Origin of the sequence: Roseimicrobium sp. ORNL1 (assembly GCF_011044495.1) — a bacterium.
In the GTDB taxonomy this organism is placed as follows: domain Bacteria; phylum Verrucomicrobiota; class Verrucomicrobiia; order Verrucomicrobiales; family Verrucomicrobiaceae; genus Roseimicrobium.
This window is the reverse complement of the sequence record NZ_CP049143.1, coordinates 4,412,397-4,429,929: the sequence shown is the minus strand read 5'-3', so window position 1 is coordinate 4,429,929 and position 17,533 is coordinate 4,412,397. Positions and strand designations below refer to the sequence as shown.

Annotated in this window: 16 protein-coding genes; 10 read left to right on the top strand and 6 right to left on the bottom strand. The window is 58.8% G+C overall.

The annotated features are described in order from the left end of the window. Window positions 1-57 precede the first annotated feature (57 nt). The 5 genes from G5S37_RS17980 to G5S37_RS17960 all read left to right on the top strand — a co-directional run bounded on the left by G5S37_RS17980 (window position 58) and on the right by G5S37_RS17960 (window position 4,038). The gene (locus G5S37_RS17980; protein WP_165205836.1) at window positions 58-1,881 is read left to right on the top strand and encodes a GDSL-type esterase/lipase family protein; all 1,824 of its coding nucleotides are present in this window, start codon (window positions 58-60) and stop codon (window positions 1,879-1,881) included. 68 nt (window positions 1,882-1,949) lie between these two features. Next, the gene (locus tag G5S37_RS17975; RefSeq protein ID WP_165205835.1) at window positions 1,950-2,627 is read left to right on the top strand and encodes a hypothetical protein; all 678 of its coding nucleotides are present in this window, start codon (window positions 1,950-1,952) and stop codon (window positions 2,625-2,627) included. Between the two features lie 89 nt (window positions 2,628-2,716). Then, window positions 2,717-3,175 (top strand): DUF4304 domain-containing protein, encoded by a 459-nt coding sequence (locus G5S37_RS17970; RefSeq protein WP_165205834.1) that lies wholly within the window; start codon window positions 2,717-2,719, stop codon window positions 3,173-3,175. A gap of 26 nt (window positions 3,176-3,201) precedes the next feature. Continuing rightward, a complete protein-coding gene (locus G5S37_RS17965; RefSeq protein ID WP_165205833.1) occupies window positions 3,202-3,564 on the top strand; it encodes a VOC family protein in 363 nt (120 codons plus the stop codon). An 18-nt stretch (window positions 3,565-3,582) separates the two neighbouring features. Then, window positions 3,583-4,038 (top strand): hypothetical protein, encoded by a 456-nt coding sequence (locus tag G5S37_RS17960; RefSeq protein WP_165205832.1) that lies wholly within the window; start codon window positions 3,583-3,585, stop codon window positions 4,036-4,038. A gap of 33 nt (window positions 4,039-4,071) precedes the next feature. On the opposite strand, the gene ppk2 is transcribed toward G5S37_RS17960, so the two are convergent. After that, window positions 4,072-5,067: a polyphosphate kinase 2 gene (gene ppk2, locus G5S37_RS17955; protein WP_165205831.1), complete on the bottom strand. Its 996-nt coding sequence runs from the start codon at window positions 5,065-5,067 to the stop codon at window positions 4,072-4,074. 892 nt (window positions 5,068-5,959) lie between these two features. Beyond that, window positions 5,960-6,697 (bottom strand): uracil-DNA glycosylase, encoded by a 738-nt coding sequence (locus G5S37_RS17950; RefSeq protein ID WP_240914669.1) that lies wholly within the window; start codon window positions 6,695-6,697, stop codon window positions 5,960-5,962. A 407-nt stretch (window positions 6,698-7,104) separates the two neighbouring features. Here G5S37_RS17950 and G5S37_RS17945 point away from each other — a divergent pair, with 407 nt between their 5' ends. From G5S37_RS17945 to nth, 4 genes are all read left to right on the top strand, one after another. Further along, window positions 7,105-7,614: a 3D domain-containing protein gene (locus G5S37_RS17945; protein ID WP_165205829.1), complete on the top strand. Its 510-nt coding sequence runs from the start codon at window positions 7,105-7,107 to the stop codon at window positions 7,612-7,614. Between the two features lie 205 nt (window positions 7,615-7,819). Beyond that, window positions 7,820-8,299 carry a 3D domain-containing protein gene (locus tag G5S37_RS17940; protein WP_165205828.1) on the top strand — a complete coding sequence of 160 codons (480 nt, stop codon included), beginning with the start codon at window positions 7,820-7,822 and terminating at the stop codon, window positions 8,297-8,299. Between the two features lie 70 nt (window positions 8,300-8,369). Continuing rightward, window positions 8,370-8,672, top strand: a complete 303-nt coding sequence (locus G5S37_RS17935; RefSeq protein WP_165205827.1) for a hypothetical protein — start codon at window positions 8,370-8,372, stop codon at window positions 8,670-8,672. An 86-nt stretch (window positions 8,673-8,758) separates the two neighbouring features. Continuing rightward, window positions 8,759-9,412, top strand: a complete 654-nt coding sequence (gene nth / locus G5S37_RS17930) for an endonuclease III (protein WP_165205826.1) — start codon at window positions 8,759-8,761, stop codon at window positions 9,410-9,412. Between the two features lie 41 nt (window positions 9,413-9,453). Here nth and G5S37_RS17925 read toward each other — a convergent pair whose 3' ends face one another. The 3 genes from G5S37_RS17925 to G5S37_RS17915 form a co-directional block, all read right to left on the bottom strand. Then, the gene (locus tag G5S37_RS17925) at window positions 9,454-11,532 is read right to left on the bottom strand and encodes an FAD-dependent oxidoreductase (protein WP_165205825.1); all 2,079 of its coding nucleotides are present in this window, start codon (window positions 11,530-11,532) and stop codon (window positions 9,454-9,456) included. A gap of 285 nt (window positions 11,533-11,817) precedes the next feature. Continuing rightward, window positions 11,818-12,594: a hypothetical protein gene (locus G5S37_RS17920; protein WP_165205824.1), complete on the bottom strand. Its 777-nt coding sequence runs from the start codon at window positions 12,592-12,594 to the stop codon at window positions 11,818-11,820. A gap of 418 nt (window positions 12,595-13,012) precedes the next feature. Next, a complete protein-coding gene (locus G5S37_RS17915; RefSeq protein ID WP_165205823.1) occupies window positions 13,013-13,357 on the bottom strand; it encodes a histidine triad nucleotide-binding protein in 345 nt (114 codons plus the stop codon). Between the two features lie 117 nt (window positions 13,358-13,474). Between G5S37_RS17915 and G5S37_RS17910 the strand changes: the two genes are divergently transcribed. Continuing rightward, entirely contained in the window at window positions 13,475-14,872 is a 1,398-nt protein-coding gene (locus G5S37_RS17910) for a Fic family protein (protein ID WP_165205822.1), read from the top strand. A 9-nt stretch (window positions 14,873-14,881) separates the two neighbouring features. Here G5S37_RS17910 and G5S37_RS17905 read toward each other — a convergent pair whose 3' ends face one another. Beyond that, entirely contained in the window at window positions 14,882-17,476 is a 2,595-nt protein-coding gene (locus G5S37_RS17905; RefSeq protein WP_165205821.1) for a DNA topoisomerase III, read from the bottom strand. Window positions 17,477-17,533: the final 57 nt, after the last annotated feature.

The following is a 17,533-nucleotide window of genomic DNA, read 5'->3' as shown; positions in this document are numbered from 1 at the left end:
GCCTTGTGGTGGACTGGAAGGCGTGCTCCATTGCACGACAGGCCTCCCGTTCACTTGATGAAACTTCTCCGCACCTCCGTACTTTTTCTTGCCGCAGCTTTCCAGGTTGTAGCACAGGCGCCCAAAGCTGAAGCTGCTGAACCCAAGGCGGCGCTTCCCACGGCCAAGCGCATCGTCTTCCTCGGGGACAGCATCACCCACAATGGGCAGTACCTGGAGTTTCTGGAGACCATCCTGCTCACCGAGACCAGCTATCGCCCGGAAGTGATTGCCGTGGGGTTGAGCAGCGAGACCGTCTCCGGCCTCTCTGAGCCCGGACATGCGGATGGTAAATTTCCGCGACCGGATCTGCACGAGCGGCTGGATCGCGTGCTGGCGAAGACCAAGCCAAATCTCGTTGTGGCGTGCTACGGTATGAATGACGGCATCTATTTCCCACTCAAGGAAGAGCGCTTCCAGAAGTACGTGGAAGGAATGAAGAAGCTGCGGGAGAAGGCGAAGGCCGCAGGTGCAGACATCGTGCATGTCACCCCGCCCACCTTCGATCCCGTGCCCATCAAGGACAGGGTGCTGCCTGCGGGACTCGATGCCTATCCGAAGCCCTTCGAAGGATACAACCGCGTGCTGGATCGCTACAGCGAGTGGCTCATCAGCGAACGCAAGAATGGCTGGAACGTCATCGACATCCACGGTCCCATGAATGACGCGCTGCGCGAGCGCCGCGTGGTGGATCCCGCCTTCTTCTTCGCCAAGGACGGCGTGCATCCCAATGCCGAGGGCCACTGGGTCATGACCCAGCAGATTCTCAAGGCCTGGGGAGTCGAGTCGAAGGTCACCCTGGATGATTTGATCAAACCCGAGGGAAATCTGAATGCACTCTACAAGCTGGTCAGCGAGCGCCAGCGTGTGCTCAAGAACGCGTGGCTCAGCGAGTGCGGGCACAAGCGCCCTGGCGTCGCGGCGGGGCTACCCATCGATCAAGCTGAGGCCAAGGCCGCGGAAATCAGCAAGAAGATCGAAGAGCAACTGAACCAGCGCAGCACCGGCGCAGCTTCATCTGCCAAAAGCGACAAGCCCGCCGCAGGCACTCCTGCTGCTCCTGCCACGGCGCCCGCAGTCCCTGCTGGCACGCCTGCTCTCTACCCCGGCAAGCGCAGCGTGTGGAATGGCTACGACAAATACGAATTCGAGGTGGATGGCAAGACCGCGACCGTCGTCGCACCGAAGCAGGCTGCTCCCGGAAAACCGTGGGTGTGGCATGGTGAGTTCTTTGGTCATAAACCGGATCCAGATATCGCCCTGCTCGGCAAAGGTTTTCACATCGTTTATCTCAAGGTGCCGGACATGCTCGGTTCGCCACCCGCCGTGCAGAGTTGGAATGCGCTCTACGCTCACCTCACCAAGGAGTATGGCTTCGCCAAAAAGGTGGCACTCGTCGGCCTGAGCCGCGGCGGGTTGTACTGCTACAACTGGGCCATCGCCAATCCCACCAAAGTCGCCTGCATCTACGGCGATGCTCCGGTGTGTGACTTCAAGAGCTGGCCCGGCGGCAAAGGAAAAGGCAAGGGCGATCCCAAGAACTGGGCCCGCGTGCTGGAGCTCTGGGGTTTCAAGGACGAGGCCGAAGCCATCGCTTACAAGAACAATCCCGTCGATGCGATTGCACCTCTCGCGAAGAACAAAGTGCCGCTGCTCCATGTGTACGGTGATGCGGATGATGTCGTGCCACCCGATGAAAACACCCTCGTGCTCGCGGAGAACTATCGCAAGCTGGGAGGCACCATCGAACTGATCGCGAAGGCCGGCGTGGGACACCATCCGCATGGCTTGCAGGACAGCACACCGATTGTGAACTTCATTGCGAAGAATGCGGGGAAGTAAAACCTGCCGTTGAAGTAGAAAGACTCGGGCTGTCTCGTGTTTTTCAATGGATCTTTTGCCTGTAAGTGATGGCCAACGACTACCATCTGTTCATTGTTGATTGGGAAGGTTTCGCGAAACACTTCAAATCATCCTCGCTTGGGGTGATGGACGAAAATAGGTGGTCGAAGCTTACCCACGACGAACGGAGCCAAGAGACCGGAAATTTTCTCGGTTGTCTGTGGGAATCGGACTTTTCAACTCCGCTCTCAGAGATGTCGAGATTTCATGGAGCGTCTGGCAGTTTCAAGCTTTGGTGTGCCTTCGCTGCTACATACTCGGAGATTCGCTCCTTCCTGCCTGAAGAGGAAAGGGAGGTTTATGATGAATTGTACCTTCCGTTTTGCGGCCCCTATATGCAAGGTGAAGCTCAAAGGGACCACCCCTTCGAACTGCCGGCTGAATTCAAATCTCGCCTCGAAGTAGGCGGTCTCTATCTCGCGATCTCTCCGGAACGAACTGCGAAAATGTATAAAGCGCACCTCGGGTACTCTTTCAGTCGTCTGGTGCACGAGACTCTGGCCTTCAAAACTTTTCCTCCGCCACTGCCGGGCTGTGCCTCGCATTTTCATGACATGCTCGATGGCGCGGACACTGACTTGGGGCGACTGCACCAGTATTACACGGAGATGTCCGAGGGGTGGCGTATCGTTGCCCAACAGGCAAGTTTCCGAAAGTGGGGTGTCGTGGCCACATACGATATTTGAAGATTCGAAGCGCACATCTGATCGTTGAACTTCTCCGTGCTGAACCTCAATTTGTTTGAGTGATTGGTGGGATTGATGGAAGGTTTTCCATGGTCGCTTCTCCCGCCAAACTCATGAACAAGGCCATCAAAGCGGAGTTGATTCCCGCCTTGAGTGCCGCAGGATTTGCCGGGAAGCACCCCAGGTTCCAACGGTTTTCAGGAGGCCGTATCCACTTCCTGTCCATCAACCAGAACAAGATGGGCACCGCGTTCTTCCTGGAGTTTGGTCACCATCCTCGTGGGGAGAAACTCACGGCCTGGGGTGAAGTGGTCCCGGAGGAAAAGCTGATGCTGGAGCATGTCCTGTTCACCGAGCGCGCGCGCCTGCAGGCGCGCAAGAACGGATACAACAGCATGGAGGAGGATTGGTTTTCGTTTGGCGCATTTGGCCCTGACTTGGCGGAGTACTCAGCGCTGGCATCTTCCGTGGCGGGTATGCTTCCACAAATCGAAGACTGGTTCGCTCATCAGACCGAAGGGCCGAACGTTTCTTTGAACGGTCCGTGATAAGGCATCCTCAACCATGACTCGCCATGAAGATTCTCGAGTTCGCCTTCATCGTCTACCCTTCTACAAATCTTGAGCGTTCCCGCGCCCTCTATGAAGGCGTGCTCGGACTCACGCCCGGAATGTTCATGAATGAAGGTGGCCAGTTCTATGTGGAATACGAAATCGGTCCGCATACGCTGGGTATCGGCAATGAGCCGTTCCTGAAACCCTCCAGCGATGGCGCCCAACTCGTGCTGGAAGTGGAGGACTTCGAAGAGGCCATCGCACACCTCAAGAAGCATCAGGTCCCCTTTACCATGGAGCCCTTCGAGATGCCGATCTGCCGTGCTGCCATCATCGAGGACCCGGATGGCAACAGGTTGGGGATACACAAGAGGAAGCAGTGATGAGTACTTGAGGACGTCATGATTGATCCCAAATCAGGACAGGTGCTGCTTCCGTATGAGGGGTTGCGGATTGACCCCTCCCTTACTCGTGGAGAATATCTGGCATCGGCCCAAGCGACCCAGGGCGAAGAAGTCGTGAAGAATGGCCCCTATTGCTCCTTTCGACTGCCGCCGGTGGCTTTAGGTGACCATACCTTTGGTTGTATTCTCGGATTCTACGGCCGAACCTTGGATAGGGTTTCCATCGGCTGCGCAGACGCAGTCTATGGCACTTCTTGGGATGACTGGACCCTGGATCGTGAAATGGCGAAGAAGAAGATCCATGACGCACTCCTCAGAAAGGCACTCGGCTTGTTTTGGCGGAGGTGGACTTACAAGTGGGGGAGGGTGTGGTCCGGGTACGACCCCAAGGGAGCTCATAGTAGCATCATCGTCACCTATTCGACTGCGTTGGCCGTTGGACCTCCAAGGTAGCTCGCGTTAGCGAGCTACGTTGATCTGCGTTTCTCAATACTTCTCCGGCACGATCATGCTCGCCGGTACCGGCTGGCGCTTGTAGCCATCCGTATGCACACGAGGCGGCAGCTTGATGGGCGTGTGGTCCACCGTCTCATACGGCACCTGGCTCAAGAGATGGCTGATGCAGTTGAGCCGTCCTTTCTTTTTGTCCTCGGAGGGCACCACCCACCACGGAGCTTCCAGAATGTGGGTGCGGGACAGCATGATTTCCTTCGCCTTGGTGTAGGCCTCCCAGCGGCGGCGGGATTCCAGGTCCATGGGGCTGAGTTTCCACTGCTTCAGCGGGTCATGAATGCGGCAGTGAAAGCGGAACTCCTGCTCGTCATCGGGCACGGAGAACCAGTATTTGATGAGCTGGATGCCGGAGCGCACGAGCATCTTCTCAAACTCCGGCACCGAACGGAAGAACTCCTCCAGTTCCACGTCCGTGCAGAAGCCCATCACCTTTTCCACACCGGCACGGTTGTACCAGCTCCGGTCAAAGAGCACGATCTCGCCGGCCGCGGGCAGGTGGGACACATAGCGCTGGAAGTACCACTGCGTCCGTTCGCGTTCCGTGGGGGCGGGGAGGGCGGCCACACGAGCGACACGAGGATTGAGTCGCTGCGTGATACGCTTGATGGCGCCACCCTTTCCGGCGGCATCGCGTCCCTCAAAGATGACCACCAGCTTGTGCTTGGTCTTGGAGACCCAGTCCTGCAGGCGCACCAGCTCGATTTGCAGCCGGTGAAGCTCCTTGAAATAGTGCCGGCGGAATGCAGCCCGCTCGCTCTGGTCCGTGCTGGGGCGCTCCTCGCTCAGGTCCTCCAGTTCCATTTCCAGCTCCTCATCCACGCCATCGATCACCTCCTGGTGAATGCGGGCGTACAGGTCGGAGTAGTCATCCGCCGCCTTTGTGGCTTTGGATTTGGGCGGGGATTTCGCTGCGCTCTTTTTGGAGGGAGTCTTCTTCGCCTTTGCGGGGATCGCTTTCTTCTTCGCCATGCCGCAGTCTGCGCAGGGAAGCGCGGCGTGGAAAAGGGGGAATGTGACATGTCTGGCACATGGGGCATGGCCGCATTGAAGGAACACGAGCTCGTCCACGACGCGCCGGCCATCGTTGGATGTCAGACTTCCTGGGCATTGGCGGCCAGGTCAGCGAGTGCCACCGCTCCCGGGAAGTGTGAGACACCTTCGTGACACGCCCATTTCTCCAAATTGCCGCGGTTGCTCTTGGCTACGGGGTTGCTGTTGTGGTAGTGCAATGGTTGTGCACACGTCCGTCCACAAGGGGCTTTAAGAAGGTTGCGGAGGTTGGCTATCAATCGGCAGGCTGCGACAACTGATGAAATACGCCTTGCGAATCTCAGCCGTAGTTTTGACGCTCGCCGGTTGCCTGCTTCTGGTCGGGTACCATCGCGGCAAGACATGTCCAGACTTCGTCGGGCATGCCCAGTACACCTTGTCTTCTACCGAAGAGGAGCAGCATGTGCTCGCGTTCATCAAATTTGCCACGTTCGAATCTGCTGATTCCCACCTGGTGCAGAAACGATGGCCTGGTGCCACGAGTTTGGCCGAGGCAACATCAGCCTACCGTGGAAGCCTGAAGTACGAGATCAGGCCCACGTCGGGTGGTTCCCAGCTCGACATCTGGTGCCTAGCTTCAACAGGCGGGACTGCGGCTGACGGACCATCTTTCCCGGGACTTCTGGCATATGCCGGACGCTACTCCCTGCCATCGCTCCGCGGAGGGTTGGTGCAATGCCGGGCAACGAGAGTTACTGCGCTGCAAAGAATAGGCCACGGGTTGGGATTGTTTCCCACCGGCAAATCTCTTGGGGCGGACGCGCTTTAGTGATCTGGCTGGAGCCGGAACTGCTCGGAAACGATCTGGGCACTACCGCGCCCGGCTGAAGTACCCCCGCTGCTTGTCGGAAATCGGGAGGCCCACGGTCTCCATCACGCGCATCATGTCCTCCCAGACCAGGCGCTTCTCCGCCAGGCCGCCGCCGTCCTCGGCCTCGCGGCGGAGGAGGTAGCTGGGGTGGTAGGTGACCGCCAGCGGATGTCCGCGCCATTCCTGAATCCGGCCGCGCAATCTGCCCACCGTGCCCTCGATTCCCAGGCCGGTGGAGGCGGTGGCGCCGAGACAGACGATGGCCCTCGGCTTGATGATATTGATCTCCGCCATGATGTACGGCTGGCAGGCCAGCATCTCTCCGGTGGTGGGCGCCCGATTCTTGCTGCCCTGCATCCGGCCGTCATCGATCTTCGGGCGGAACTTGCACACGTTGCTGATGTAGACCTCGCTCCGGCGGAGGCCCATGGCCTGGATGATCTTGGTCAGGAGCTGGCCGGCGGGTCCCACAAAGGGCTCGCGCTGCTTCTCCTCTTCTGCGCCCGGCGCCTCGCCGATGAACATGATGTCCGCGTCTGGGTTCCCCACGGCGAAGACCATGACATCCCGCAAGGTGCCTAGGTCGCGGGCTGGCTGGCTGTTTTCCGCCTCGCGGGCCAGCTCATCCAGCAGCTCGCGCTTGGAGCGGGTGGGAGCGGTGGCGGAGTCGGCGGTCGCTGATGTCGGCTGGGTGGGGCGAAGAGGGGTGCCCGTCGGGGAAGAACGTTGGGCGGACATGGCCTCCGCCGACCGGGGGGAGGCGGTGGAGGAAGGTGATGGCGACCCGCCCGGTATCGGGCCTCGCCCGACCGGTCCGACTGCGGGAGAGGGGGCGGGTGTGGATGGGGACTGGCGAGCTCCCCGCGCCGTTGCCGTCGACAGCACCGCGCGCGCCTCGTCGGTGAGTGCCACGTGGGTCACTCCTCGGGCGGAGAGCTGGTTCAAGTACTCTTGCAGCAGGGGGGAGGACACGGGCATGGATCGAGAAAAAAGAGGGCGTTTTCCAGCCTCATCCCGAACCCGTTTTGGCTCTAAGTCAAGCGTTTCCGTCGTGCCATTTGCAGTTGACAGGGGGGGGAGGGGTGGGAAGCTCTCCGTCCGCCCTGCCAGACGGCAGAGTGAGTCTAACAACCCGAAATGAACTGATGCTCGTAAGTCGACTCTCCGCTCTGATCGTAATCAGCGCGTGCACCGCCTCCTGCTCCAGCCCCGTAGCCGGTAACCCGTCCGCCCCGCGCCCCCAGCGCCTCCAGGACGTCAAGACCACCGCCTACACCCATTCCGAGAGTGACCACCTCGTGCATGGCGTCAAGACCGCCGCTGGCAGCAAGCTCAAATTCGGAACCGTCCGCAGCGCCGCTGCCGACTGGTCCGTTTACCCGGTAGGCACTGTTTTCCAGATCGAGGGCGAGCCCTACACTTATGAGGTGGACGACTACGGTTCCGCGCTTGTGGGCACGGAAACCATCGACCTCTACAAGCCCACCCGGGCTACCATGAACAAGTGGGGCGTCCGGCGTGTGAACATCAATGTGATCAAGTGGGGCTCCTTTACGAAGAGTCTGGCCATCATGAAGCCCCGCGAAAAACGCAATTCTCACGTACGAGAAATGGTCGAAAAGATCGAGCGCGGCACGACGCCTGCTAACTCTTAACCCTCCCTTGCGCCCGCCTCCGCGCCGGCGCTCAGCGGGAGAGTATAATTTGCTCTGGCTGAGCCAGATGTGAGTTTGCTCTCCCGCTTGTTTTTTGGTGTATTGCACGCTTGTCTAACCCAAACTTCCCCTTAGATTTTAAAGGTTGACGCTTTTCGACGCTTCCGGCAAAATGGGGAACCACTTTAGAGAAGTTAATTAATCTATGCTGAACATCCTTCGTCTTCTCGGACTGGCGGCGCTTTGCGTGGGCTGCGTTTCTTGCAGCAGCACCAAGCTTGCGAATGCTAAGCGTATCAACGGGGTCAAGACCACGGCGTACACGCATTCCGAATCGGACCACCGGAAGTACGGAGCGAAGGCAGCCACGGGTGAACCCCTGAAGTACGGCAAGGTGCGCAGCGCAGCCACCGACTGGTCCGTGTATCCTGTCGGGACGGTCTTCAAGATTGAGGGCGAACCCTACCTCTACGAGGTGGATGACTACGGTTCCGCGCTCGTTGGCACCAATACTATCGATCTGTACAAACCCAGCAAGGCCGCCATGAACCAGTGGGGTGCCAAACAGGTGAACATCAGCGTGCTCAAGTGGGGCTCCTTCAACAAGAGCGTGGAAATCATGAAGCCCCGCATGAAGTACCCTCACATCCAACAGATGGTGAAGCGGATTGAGCGGAGCTCGTAGAGTGAGGTGGGGCCTGCCCATCTCTGATCCCGCGCGGCCTATCCGGGAGCTTTGGCGTCGTCCTCGCACCATGATTTTGGTGCTGGCTCCGCATGTATTGGCCATCCTGGTGGCTTGTATCATCACCCAGAAGTTCACTTGGCTGTATCTGGTCCCGCTGGTGTTTGGATTTGTGCCCGGAGCTGTGGTGACCCGGTCATTGCGGGAGGGAAGGCATGAGGACAATTGGGGCACGTTCGAGCGCGAGAAAGATCCTTTGGGGTATTGGTTTGGAGTTGCCTGCTGGAGTGTCTTTTACCTTCTGAGCCTGGCCCTCGTCATTGTTTTGGCCTATCAGCTTGAGCTTCATGGCGAAATCCCCCGGCGGAAATAAGCGCACGTGACCGTCCTTTCTGCCCGCGAAGTCGCCTCGTCCGACTTTCCAGTTTCACCGTGGGCCAATCCACCTAGCATGAGGCCGTGACCAAGAACGAACGCGCCGCCCACGTCCTCACCCGCCTCTCCGAGCTTTACCCGAACCCGCCGATCCCGCTCGACCACACGGATTCCTACACCCTCTTAGTGGCGGTGCTTCTCTCAGCCCAGTGCACGGATGTCCGGGTGAACTTGGTCACGCCAAGTCTCTTCGCCGTGGCGCGTACCCCCCAGAAAATGATGAAGGTGCCGGTGGACGAAATCCAGGCCATCATCCGTCCGTGCGGGCTTAGTCCCCAGAAAGCCAAGGCAATTTCCAACCTTTCACGCATTTTGGTGGAAAAGCACAACGGCGAGGTGCCCGCAGATCTGGAAGCCCTAGAGGAACTCCCCGGCGTCGGCCACAAGACCGCCCAAGTCGTCATGGCCCAGTCCTTCGCTGTTCCAAGCTTCCCCGTGGACACCCACATCCACCGCCTGGCCCAGCGCTGGAAGCTCAGTGACGGTAAGTCTGTGGCGCAGACAGAGAGGGATTTGAAGCGCCTTTTTCCGGAAGAGACGTGGAATAAACTTCACCTGCAGATCATCTACTACGGCCGCGAGTACTGCACCGCCCGTGGCTGTGATGGCACCGTCTGTCCCATCTGCCGCGAGCTGTTCCCCGAGCGGGTGAAGGCGGTGAAGACGAAGAAGGCGTGAGAAAGTAGTCCGCCGAGGCTCGGCGGACTACTTTCTTGCGGCTACTTCACCCGCACCCACTGCACCGCATCCACCGTCACGAAGCCCTTGGTCCCTTCGTTGCTCACCGTGACCACGGCGGGCTTGTCCTTGGTGAACTCGAACTGGCCAAGTGAGGCGAAGTACTTCTCCACGGGAGGGGCCTTCTGCTGGTTCACCTCCACCGTGTCGCTGCCCTTGGCGTGCTCCACTTTCACGGGGACGTTGTTGGCGCGGTTGGGGGCGGAGGAATAGGCGAGGCGTACCTCGTAGGTCCCGCTTTCGGGAAGGGTGGTCTCGAAACGGGCGCTGAGCTTGCCTTTGCTGCCGTCGCCGTCGTTGTGACTGGTGCCATCGATGGGGTCCCCATAGCCGCTGGCCGTCCAGCTTCCTTCGTAAGTGGCGGCTTCGTCGTCGACCACAATGCCCTCCAGGTTTTCTGCCAGTGTGAGATTTGCCAGCGAAGCGAGTTCCAGCACTTGCCCCTGAGCCACCAGCTTCGCACGCAGCGCAGCCATATCCACATCCTGCACCGGGATGTACTTCTCCAGCGCCATGGCGGCGGCCACCCCGGTGGAGTGCCCCAGGATCATGAACTGCGGCTCCATGCGAATCGACCCATAGGTCACATGGGTGGCAGACAGGGCCACGGGCACCAGCAGGTTCGTGCACTGCTCCTTCTTCGGCGTCACGCTGCGGTACGGAATCTGGTAGGGACGAACGGGAATGTCGAAGTTTCCCTCGTCGATGACGAAGCCTTCCTTGTCCACGAGCCGCTGCACGGCGTGGGAGTCCAGAATGAAGGCGCCCATGCCGATGCTGTCCGGCTTGGTGATGGCCTTCTGGCAATCGCGCTGGCTCATCACGTACTGGCCGCGCATGCGTCGGGCTTCGCGGACATAGAGCTGGTAGGGCCAGTTCTCGTTGTCGGTGAACTCGTCCTTCGCCAGTCCGTACTCGCTGGCCTGGGCGCGCAGGTCGGCGGGTACGCGTGGGTCATTCGCGAGGAACCAGAGGAAGCCCTGCACATACTCGCGGTGGTCCTGCCAGATGCGGTCCCGCGTGGCGTAGTCCCCGTCCGGGTAGTCCACGTTGCCGCCCACATGGTCCGTCCCTTGCACGAGGCCGCTGGCATTCGCGTCGAACTTCTGGTTCGGCAGCGCGCCGAGGAAGACCAGCTTTTCATACTTCACGCCGGGGAAGGCATCGATGATGCGGTCTAGAATCTCATACCTCAGCGGGTCGTAGTTCGCGGGCTTGGGAATGGGCAGGCGATTGGCAGCGTTGTTCGTGAGGATGACGCGGAAGTTGTAGGCTTGGGACTTGTTGTCAGCGGCGCCTAGTTCCGGCCACTCGGTGTTGATGCCGGGCAGCAGTTTGCCGTCCTTCCCATAGGCGGACATCTTGGCTGGTGTGCCGTGCGTGTATTTCCTGTCGGGGCTGGCCATGTATTCTTGCTCACGGAAACGAAACGGCGCGGGGCGGAAGCCGGCCAGGGGTTCATCAAAGGCCTCACGACCTTCGCGGCCCACGTAGAAGTCCACCTTGGCGAGCGCCATCACGTCCCCTTCGTAGCTGGCATCCACGAAGATGCGCCCGGCATAGGTCTTGCCGTCCAGGGTAGTGATGGAGGATATGCGAGCCTCCTTCTTCTCCACACTCTTCACGCGCGCGCCGAAGATCACCTCCACCTTCGCCTCCTGCAGCATGGTGGTGAAGGCCTTCTCCGCGATGTGAGGCTCCTGGTACCAAAAATCCTTCGAGGCCGTGCGCTTGGGGTCGGCGTAGAGGGCATCCGCCTGGGTGAAGAACTCCTTCGCGATGCCGCCGATGAGTTCCGGACGCGGGCCCACGTCTGTGTGAGAGAGCCCGCCGGTCGTCAGGCCGCCGAGATGTTTCGTGGTCTCCAGCAGCAGCACGGATTTCCCTTCTCGTGCTGCCGCGATCGCGCAGGCAATGCCACCCGGCGTGCCGCCATACACCACGAGGTCATGGGACGTTGCTGGGGCGCCGTGGGTTATGCTGCCGCTTACTGTAAGACACCCAAGTCCAACCACTGACAGGAGCTTGCGAAGGGAAGAAAGGGAAAATGTAAACTTCATCAGGGTGCGGGAATGCGTACACCCTGTGAGCGCCAATCACGGTGGATTGGACAAGGAAAGTAGGAGGTAGTCCGCCGAGCCCTCAGCGGTGGTGCGCTAAGAAATGCAAAATGAGAAATGAAAGGTGAAAAATGAAAAGTGACTGAGGTGCATTCCATTTTGCACTTTTCATTTATCACTTCTCATTTTGCATTGCTTGGAGGGGGCGCTCACGCCTTCCTTCGGGAAGAGATCCCACGTGCAGCTACCACCACTGGCCGCCGAAGCTCGGCGGACTATTGTCTACTACCACCTCCAGCGGCCACCCACACGGTAGGTGTTGTAGTCGTCGCCGATGTCCACGCCACCGCCTACATCCAGCCAGTCGAGAAGGGCGTAGTAGCCGCTCACTTCGACGACGTATTCATTGAAATTGTCCGTGTTGGAGAAGAGGACGCTTGCGGTGAGTTCGAAGTTCTCCGTCACGGCAAAGCGAACCCCCGGACGCAGGTAGAGGGAAATGTCATCTTTGTAGATGTAATCCAGATCACCGCCGGTCCAGTCATAGCGGAAGCCGACTTCACCGTAGAGATGGAAACGCTCACCAATGGGGATAAATGCGCCACCACCCAGTTTTACGGAGGTGACTTCAATATCCTGCGCACTGGGACCTTCTGCCAGGATGCGGTCTAGGCCAAAGTGGAGGAAGCCGATCTTCATCAACTGCACACTCAGATTCACGCCGAATCCGCTGTCGCCATCCAGCTTGTCGTCACCGCGGAAGTCGTTGTAGGCGTAGTGACCTTCCAGGTAGCCCCAGCTCAAGAGGTCTGAGTACCGGGAACCGGAGCCGCTGCTCGTCGAGCCGCCTCCGTAGCTTTGCTTCGAGTAGTCGCCACTGCTTCCGCCACCGCCGCCATAGCTGTAGTTCGGCTGGGAGGGGGAGGACTGGTACTCCTGATACTGCGTCGGGGTAGGTGCCGCGTTGTACGGATCGTACGGGTACTGCGTCTGGTAGTTCTGCGCAATGCCAGGGGTAACGCTGCAAGCAAGCGCTGCCAGAGGAAGGAGAAAACGTTTCATGGCCTACCAGCTTAAGGTTTCTTGAAAATCAGGGTTACCTTAGATTTGCCAGAAAATTTGGAAATGGCAAGTTTTTCCTTTCGAGGAACGAACGGCATAAGCGCCCGACGTATGGCATTCTAGGGGGGCAAAATTGTCTGCCAGGCTCTCCGCAAGCTGGGGTGTCGATGCGCCAAATGAGGAGGAGAGCCGGTGAAGCGACAACCGTCGCCGCCGCCCTTCCCAAGGATCGGGGGCATTCCTGCCCCCGTTTAGCGTCGCATCTCCCAGCATCCGGCATGCCTCAACCATCCCATCGGCAGAGGAAATCGCCTTCTGCCTGGATACGCGGAAAGAAAAATGGGGGCAAGAGTGCCCCCAATCATTGGAGAGGCCTGAAGCCTCGGGAAATATCAAATCAGTCCAACACTCAGGCGCCTCAGCCCGGCGGCCAGCCGAGTTCACGCCCAGCCAGCAGGTGCACGTGCATATGCGGCACGGTCTCCCCGGCATCCTTGCCGTGATTGATTACGAGGCGGAATCCTTTGTCCGTGGAGTTCACGCCGAGCTGGGTGGCGATTTTCCCCGCGGCCAGCAGCAGGGCACCCAGTGTCTCCTGGTCTCCCGCCACCGCATCACCCACACGCGGGATGACCTTCTTCGGCACGATCAAGACATGCACCGGTGCCTTCGGATTGATGTCGCGGAAGGACACGCAGAAGTCATCTTCATAGATGATGTCAGCCGGAATCTCGCGGGCGATGATCTTTTCGAAGAGGGTCATGGGAGCGGAGGAAGGGTACCGGTGATGATTGGAAGTTGGCTTTCTGATTGAGTCAAGGAGCAATGCGTTCTGCTGCATGTTCATTGCCAAACTTATGGGGTGTTCGTACAATCACGCATGGCTGGCCTTCCATCATTGTTCCAGGAAATCGACAAACTGAAGGGTGAACTGGATGCTTTGCGCCCATTTGACCGGGAGGTTGAGCAGCGGGTTTTGCAAAAATTCAGGCTGTGGTGGACTTATCACTCAAATGCGATTGAGGGCAACAAACTCACGCAGGGTGAGACCGAGATGTTCTTGATGGAAGGGCTTACGGCCAAGGGGAAACCGCTCAAGGACCATTTGGATCTCAAAGGGCACAGCGATGCCATCAACTACCTGCTGCAATTGGTAAGGAACAAAGAGCCGATCACGGAGGTAGTGATCCGCGAGATGCATCGGGTGTTGCTGGTCGAGCCTTACAACGTTCCTGCGCTCACTCCGGACGGGCAGCCTACGTCAAAAACTGTTTCTATTGGCGAGTACAAAACTCAGCCTAATCACGTAAGGACTCCAACGGGGGAAATGCACTACTATTCCACGCCCTTGGAAACACCCGCGAACATGCGGGAGTTGGTGACATGGGAAAGAGAAGCTTCAGAAAAGCGGGCAATACATGTGGTTGAAATCGCAGCATATTTTCATCATCGATTTACGGCTATTCATCCCTTTGACGATGGCAATGGGCGCATGGCCAGGCTGCTCATGAATCTGCTGCTGATGCGGGAAGGATATCCTCCAGTGGTAATTCGGAACGGTGAGCGCGATGCTTACCTTTATGCGCTCAGGCAAGCGGATGCCGGGAACGCGAATGAATTGATTCAACTCGTCGCCGAGCATGTCAGGGATTCCTTGGACCTCTTCACGAAAGGAGTGAAGGGAGAGGATATTCACGAGCCTACGGATTTGGAGAAGGAAATTGCGTTGCTCAAGATGGAACTCTCAGCCGTCGAAGAAGCCGAGCCCTTCTCCATAAAAGCTCTCGATGAAGTCATGGAGACTTCGATTGTCCCCCTTTTCTTGGAAATTAAGAGAATGTTGCTGCCGATTTCAGAATGGTTTGTAAATGCGGAGGTCACAACGAAATCTACATATCGATCGACTTACCATTCTGAGACACTTGAAGCATCCACAGACCTAAGCGAGGCCACCTCTCCTCCAGTAAAGTGGCCCATGTTCAATCGCGAGTATGGGAAGGGTGATATTGAATCCCTTACTGTGGGATTCGTATTCAAGAATTTTAGAAGGTCAGGACTTGAGACCTTCGATGTGAGCGCTTCTTTTCATGTGCACTTTGAAAGGCTCAAATACTCGGTGCAGCGATTCCGGCCAAATCAACCGGTCTGGCAACATCTCTACCAAGAAAAGTTGACCAAGGATGAAATTGGCGAAATGGCGCGAGCTGTGGTTCGGGAAATTGTCGATGAGGTAAAAAGCAAAAACGAGCGACTCACTAAGAATGGGGGCAAGCGATGAAGAGCTAGTCTATTCCTCGACAGCCTTCTTCTTCCCGAACTTCTCCCTCGCCGTCGCTGTCTTCTTCGCGGCCTTCGGTTTGGCCTCCCGAGGCGGAAACTCCCAGCTCAGCAGGCGCTTGCCACCCACGTTGCACACGAGGAAGGAACTGAAGGGGCGACCCTTCTTGGAGATCATGCCTTCGATGAGGCCGGTCTTGCCCTCGGTGAAGAACTTCTTCGCGTTCTCTTCGGTGATGGCCTTCTTGCAAAGCTCACGCGGAAGGCGAGCGTTGCACTTCTTCGCATCGGTCATCGCGATCTTGCACGCGTAGGCATTGGGCAGGACGTGAATGTCAGACTTGCGACCCGCCTTCGCGCACACGGGGCAGGGGCAGAGCACGGGGGCTTCATTCCAGTCCAACTCATCGCTCTGGCCTTTCTCGAAGACAAAGTTGACCTTCTTGTCCTCCTTGATCTCGATGCCGGCGCGGAACTCCTTGCCGAGACGGCTGCGGAATCCATCCATCGGTTCGAGGAAACGTTTCTCGATGAGGGTGCGCACCTGGTCCTCAGTGAGCTCCTTGCCCGCCACGTTCTTGAAGACGCGCAGCTTGCAGTTGTCACCCTTGCACAGGTAGTAGTCGGTGGTCTGCTTGAAGGATTTGCTGCCGCAGAAAGGGCACGTGGCGTGGAAGTCCGGGAAGGCCTTTTCCTTCATGGTCTTCACGTACGCCTTGCTCTTGTCCACGATGTCGGCCGCGAGGTTGCGGATGTCCTTCATGAAGCTGCCGCGGTCGAGACGGCGGTGCTCCATTTCACGCAGCTTGTATTCCCACTGGCCGGTCAGCTCAGGGGAGGAGAGCGTCTCCGCGCCGATTTCATTGAGCTGGTCCACCAGTTCGAGACCCTTGGTGGTCACAATGAGATCGCGTTTGTCGCGCTCGATGTACTTGTCGAAGATCAGGCCTTCGATGATGGCGGCACGTGTGGCGGGAGTGCCCAGGCCACGCTCGCTCATGGCTTCGGCGAGTTCTTCGTCCTCCACCAGCTTGCCCGCGCCTTCCATGGTGGAGAGCAGGGTCGCTTCGTTGTAGCGGGGTGGGGGCTTGGTCGACTCTTCGCGGGTCTCGATGTCGTGCACCTTGGCCTTTTCATTCGGATCCACCGGCACGAGGACCTTGCCACCGCCTTCGCCGTCCTGCTCGTCCGCGGCCTTCTTGCCATAGACTTCCAGCCAGCCGGGCACGCGCATGATCTTGCCGTCCGACTTGAAAGCGTCTTCGCCAATGCGTGAGATGCGGGTAGTCACGTCGAACTCAGCTGCGGGGAAGAACACCGCGAGGAAGCGGCGCAGCACCATGTCGTAGAGCTTCTGCTCCGCCTCATCCAGGCTCTTGGGCGGCATCTGCCCGGTGGGGATGATGGCAAAGTGGTCGCTCACCTTGCTGCCGTCGAAGATACGCCGGTTCGGGCGCACCCAGTCATTGTCCAGGATGCGGTCGCAGAAAGGGCGCAGTTCCGTGGGGAAGGCGCCGGACTTCGCGCTCGTGAGCTGGGAGAAGCTCTTGATGGTGCCCTTCACCGTGCCGATGTAGTCATTCGGCAGGAAACGGGAGTCGGTACGAGGATAGGTGAGTGCCTTGTGCCGCTCATAGAGCGACTGGGCGAGCTGCAGGGTACGGCGGGCGCTGAAGCCAAAGCGGTTGCTGGCCTCGCGTTGCAGGCTGGTAAGATCGTAGAGCAGCGGCGCAATCTGGCGGGTCGGCTTCGTGGTTTCTTCCACGATCGCTTCCTTGCCCTTGCAGCGGGCCAGGATGGCGTCGGCCAGTTCCTTGTCCCAGATGCGCTCGGCCTTGCTGTGTTCGTCCGTGTCGTCCTTCTTCCACGCTTCATCCAGCCAGCGGCCGGCGTACTCTCCGGCCTTCACGCCGAAGAGGGCGTGCACTTCCCAGTAGGTGCGTGGGACGAAGTTCGCGATCTCCCGCTCGCGCTTGGCCATGATGGTCAGCGTGGGGGTCTGCACACGACCCACCGGGGTGAGGCGGAAACCGCCGTGGCGGGAATTCAACGCGGTGAGCGCGCGTGTGCTATTAATACCAACGATCCAGTCGCTCTCGCTACGGCACTTCGCAGCGGCGGCCAGCGGCTGCATGTCCTCGTCTGACCGCATCTGCTGGAAGGCCTCCATGATGGCGTTGTTCGTCATGGACTGCATCCACATGCGGCGGATGGGCTTGTTCGTCCCGGTAGCCTCGATGATGTTGCGGAAAATCAGCTCCCCTTCACGGCCGGCGTCGCAGGCGTTGATGATTTCGCCCACGTCCTTGCGCTTGATGAGGCGGGAGACCACCCGGTAGCGGTCGGCGGTCTTGTCGATGGGCTTGAGCTCGAACTTCTCCGGGAGGATGGGCAGGGTGGTGAAGCCCCAGCCGATCTTCTTGCCATCCTTCATGGGCATTTCCTGCTCCAGCAGGTGACCCACGGCGGAGGTGATGACGTGGGTGTCATTTTCGAAATAGTCGTTCTCCTTGTGGAACGCGGTCATGCCGGGAGCCTTGGCGAGCGCGCGGGCAAGATCGGCCGCGACGCTGGGCTTTTCGGCGATGATGAGGGCTTTGGACATAAAAGGCACAAAGGCATACGAGTCCGCCGGATGTCAAGACACAATGGGATTTCCGGG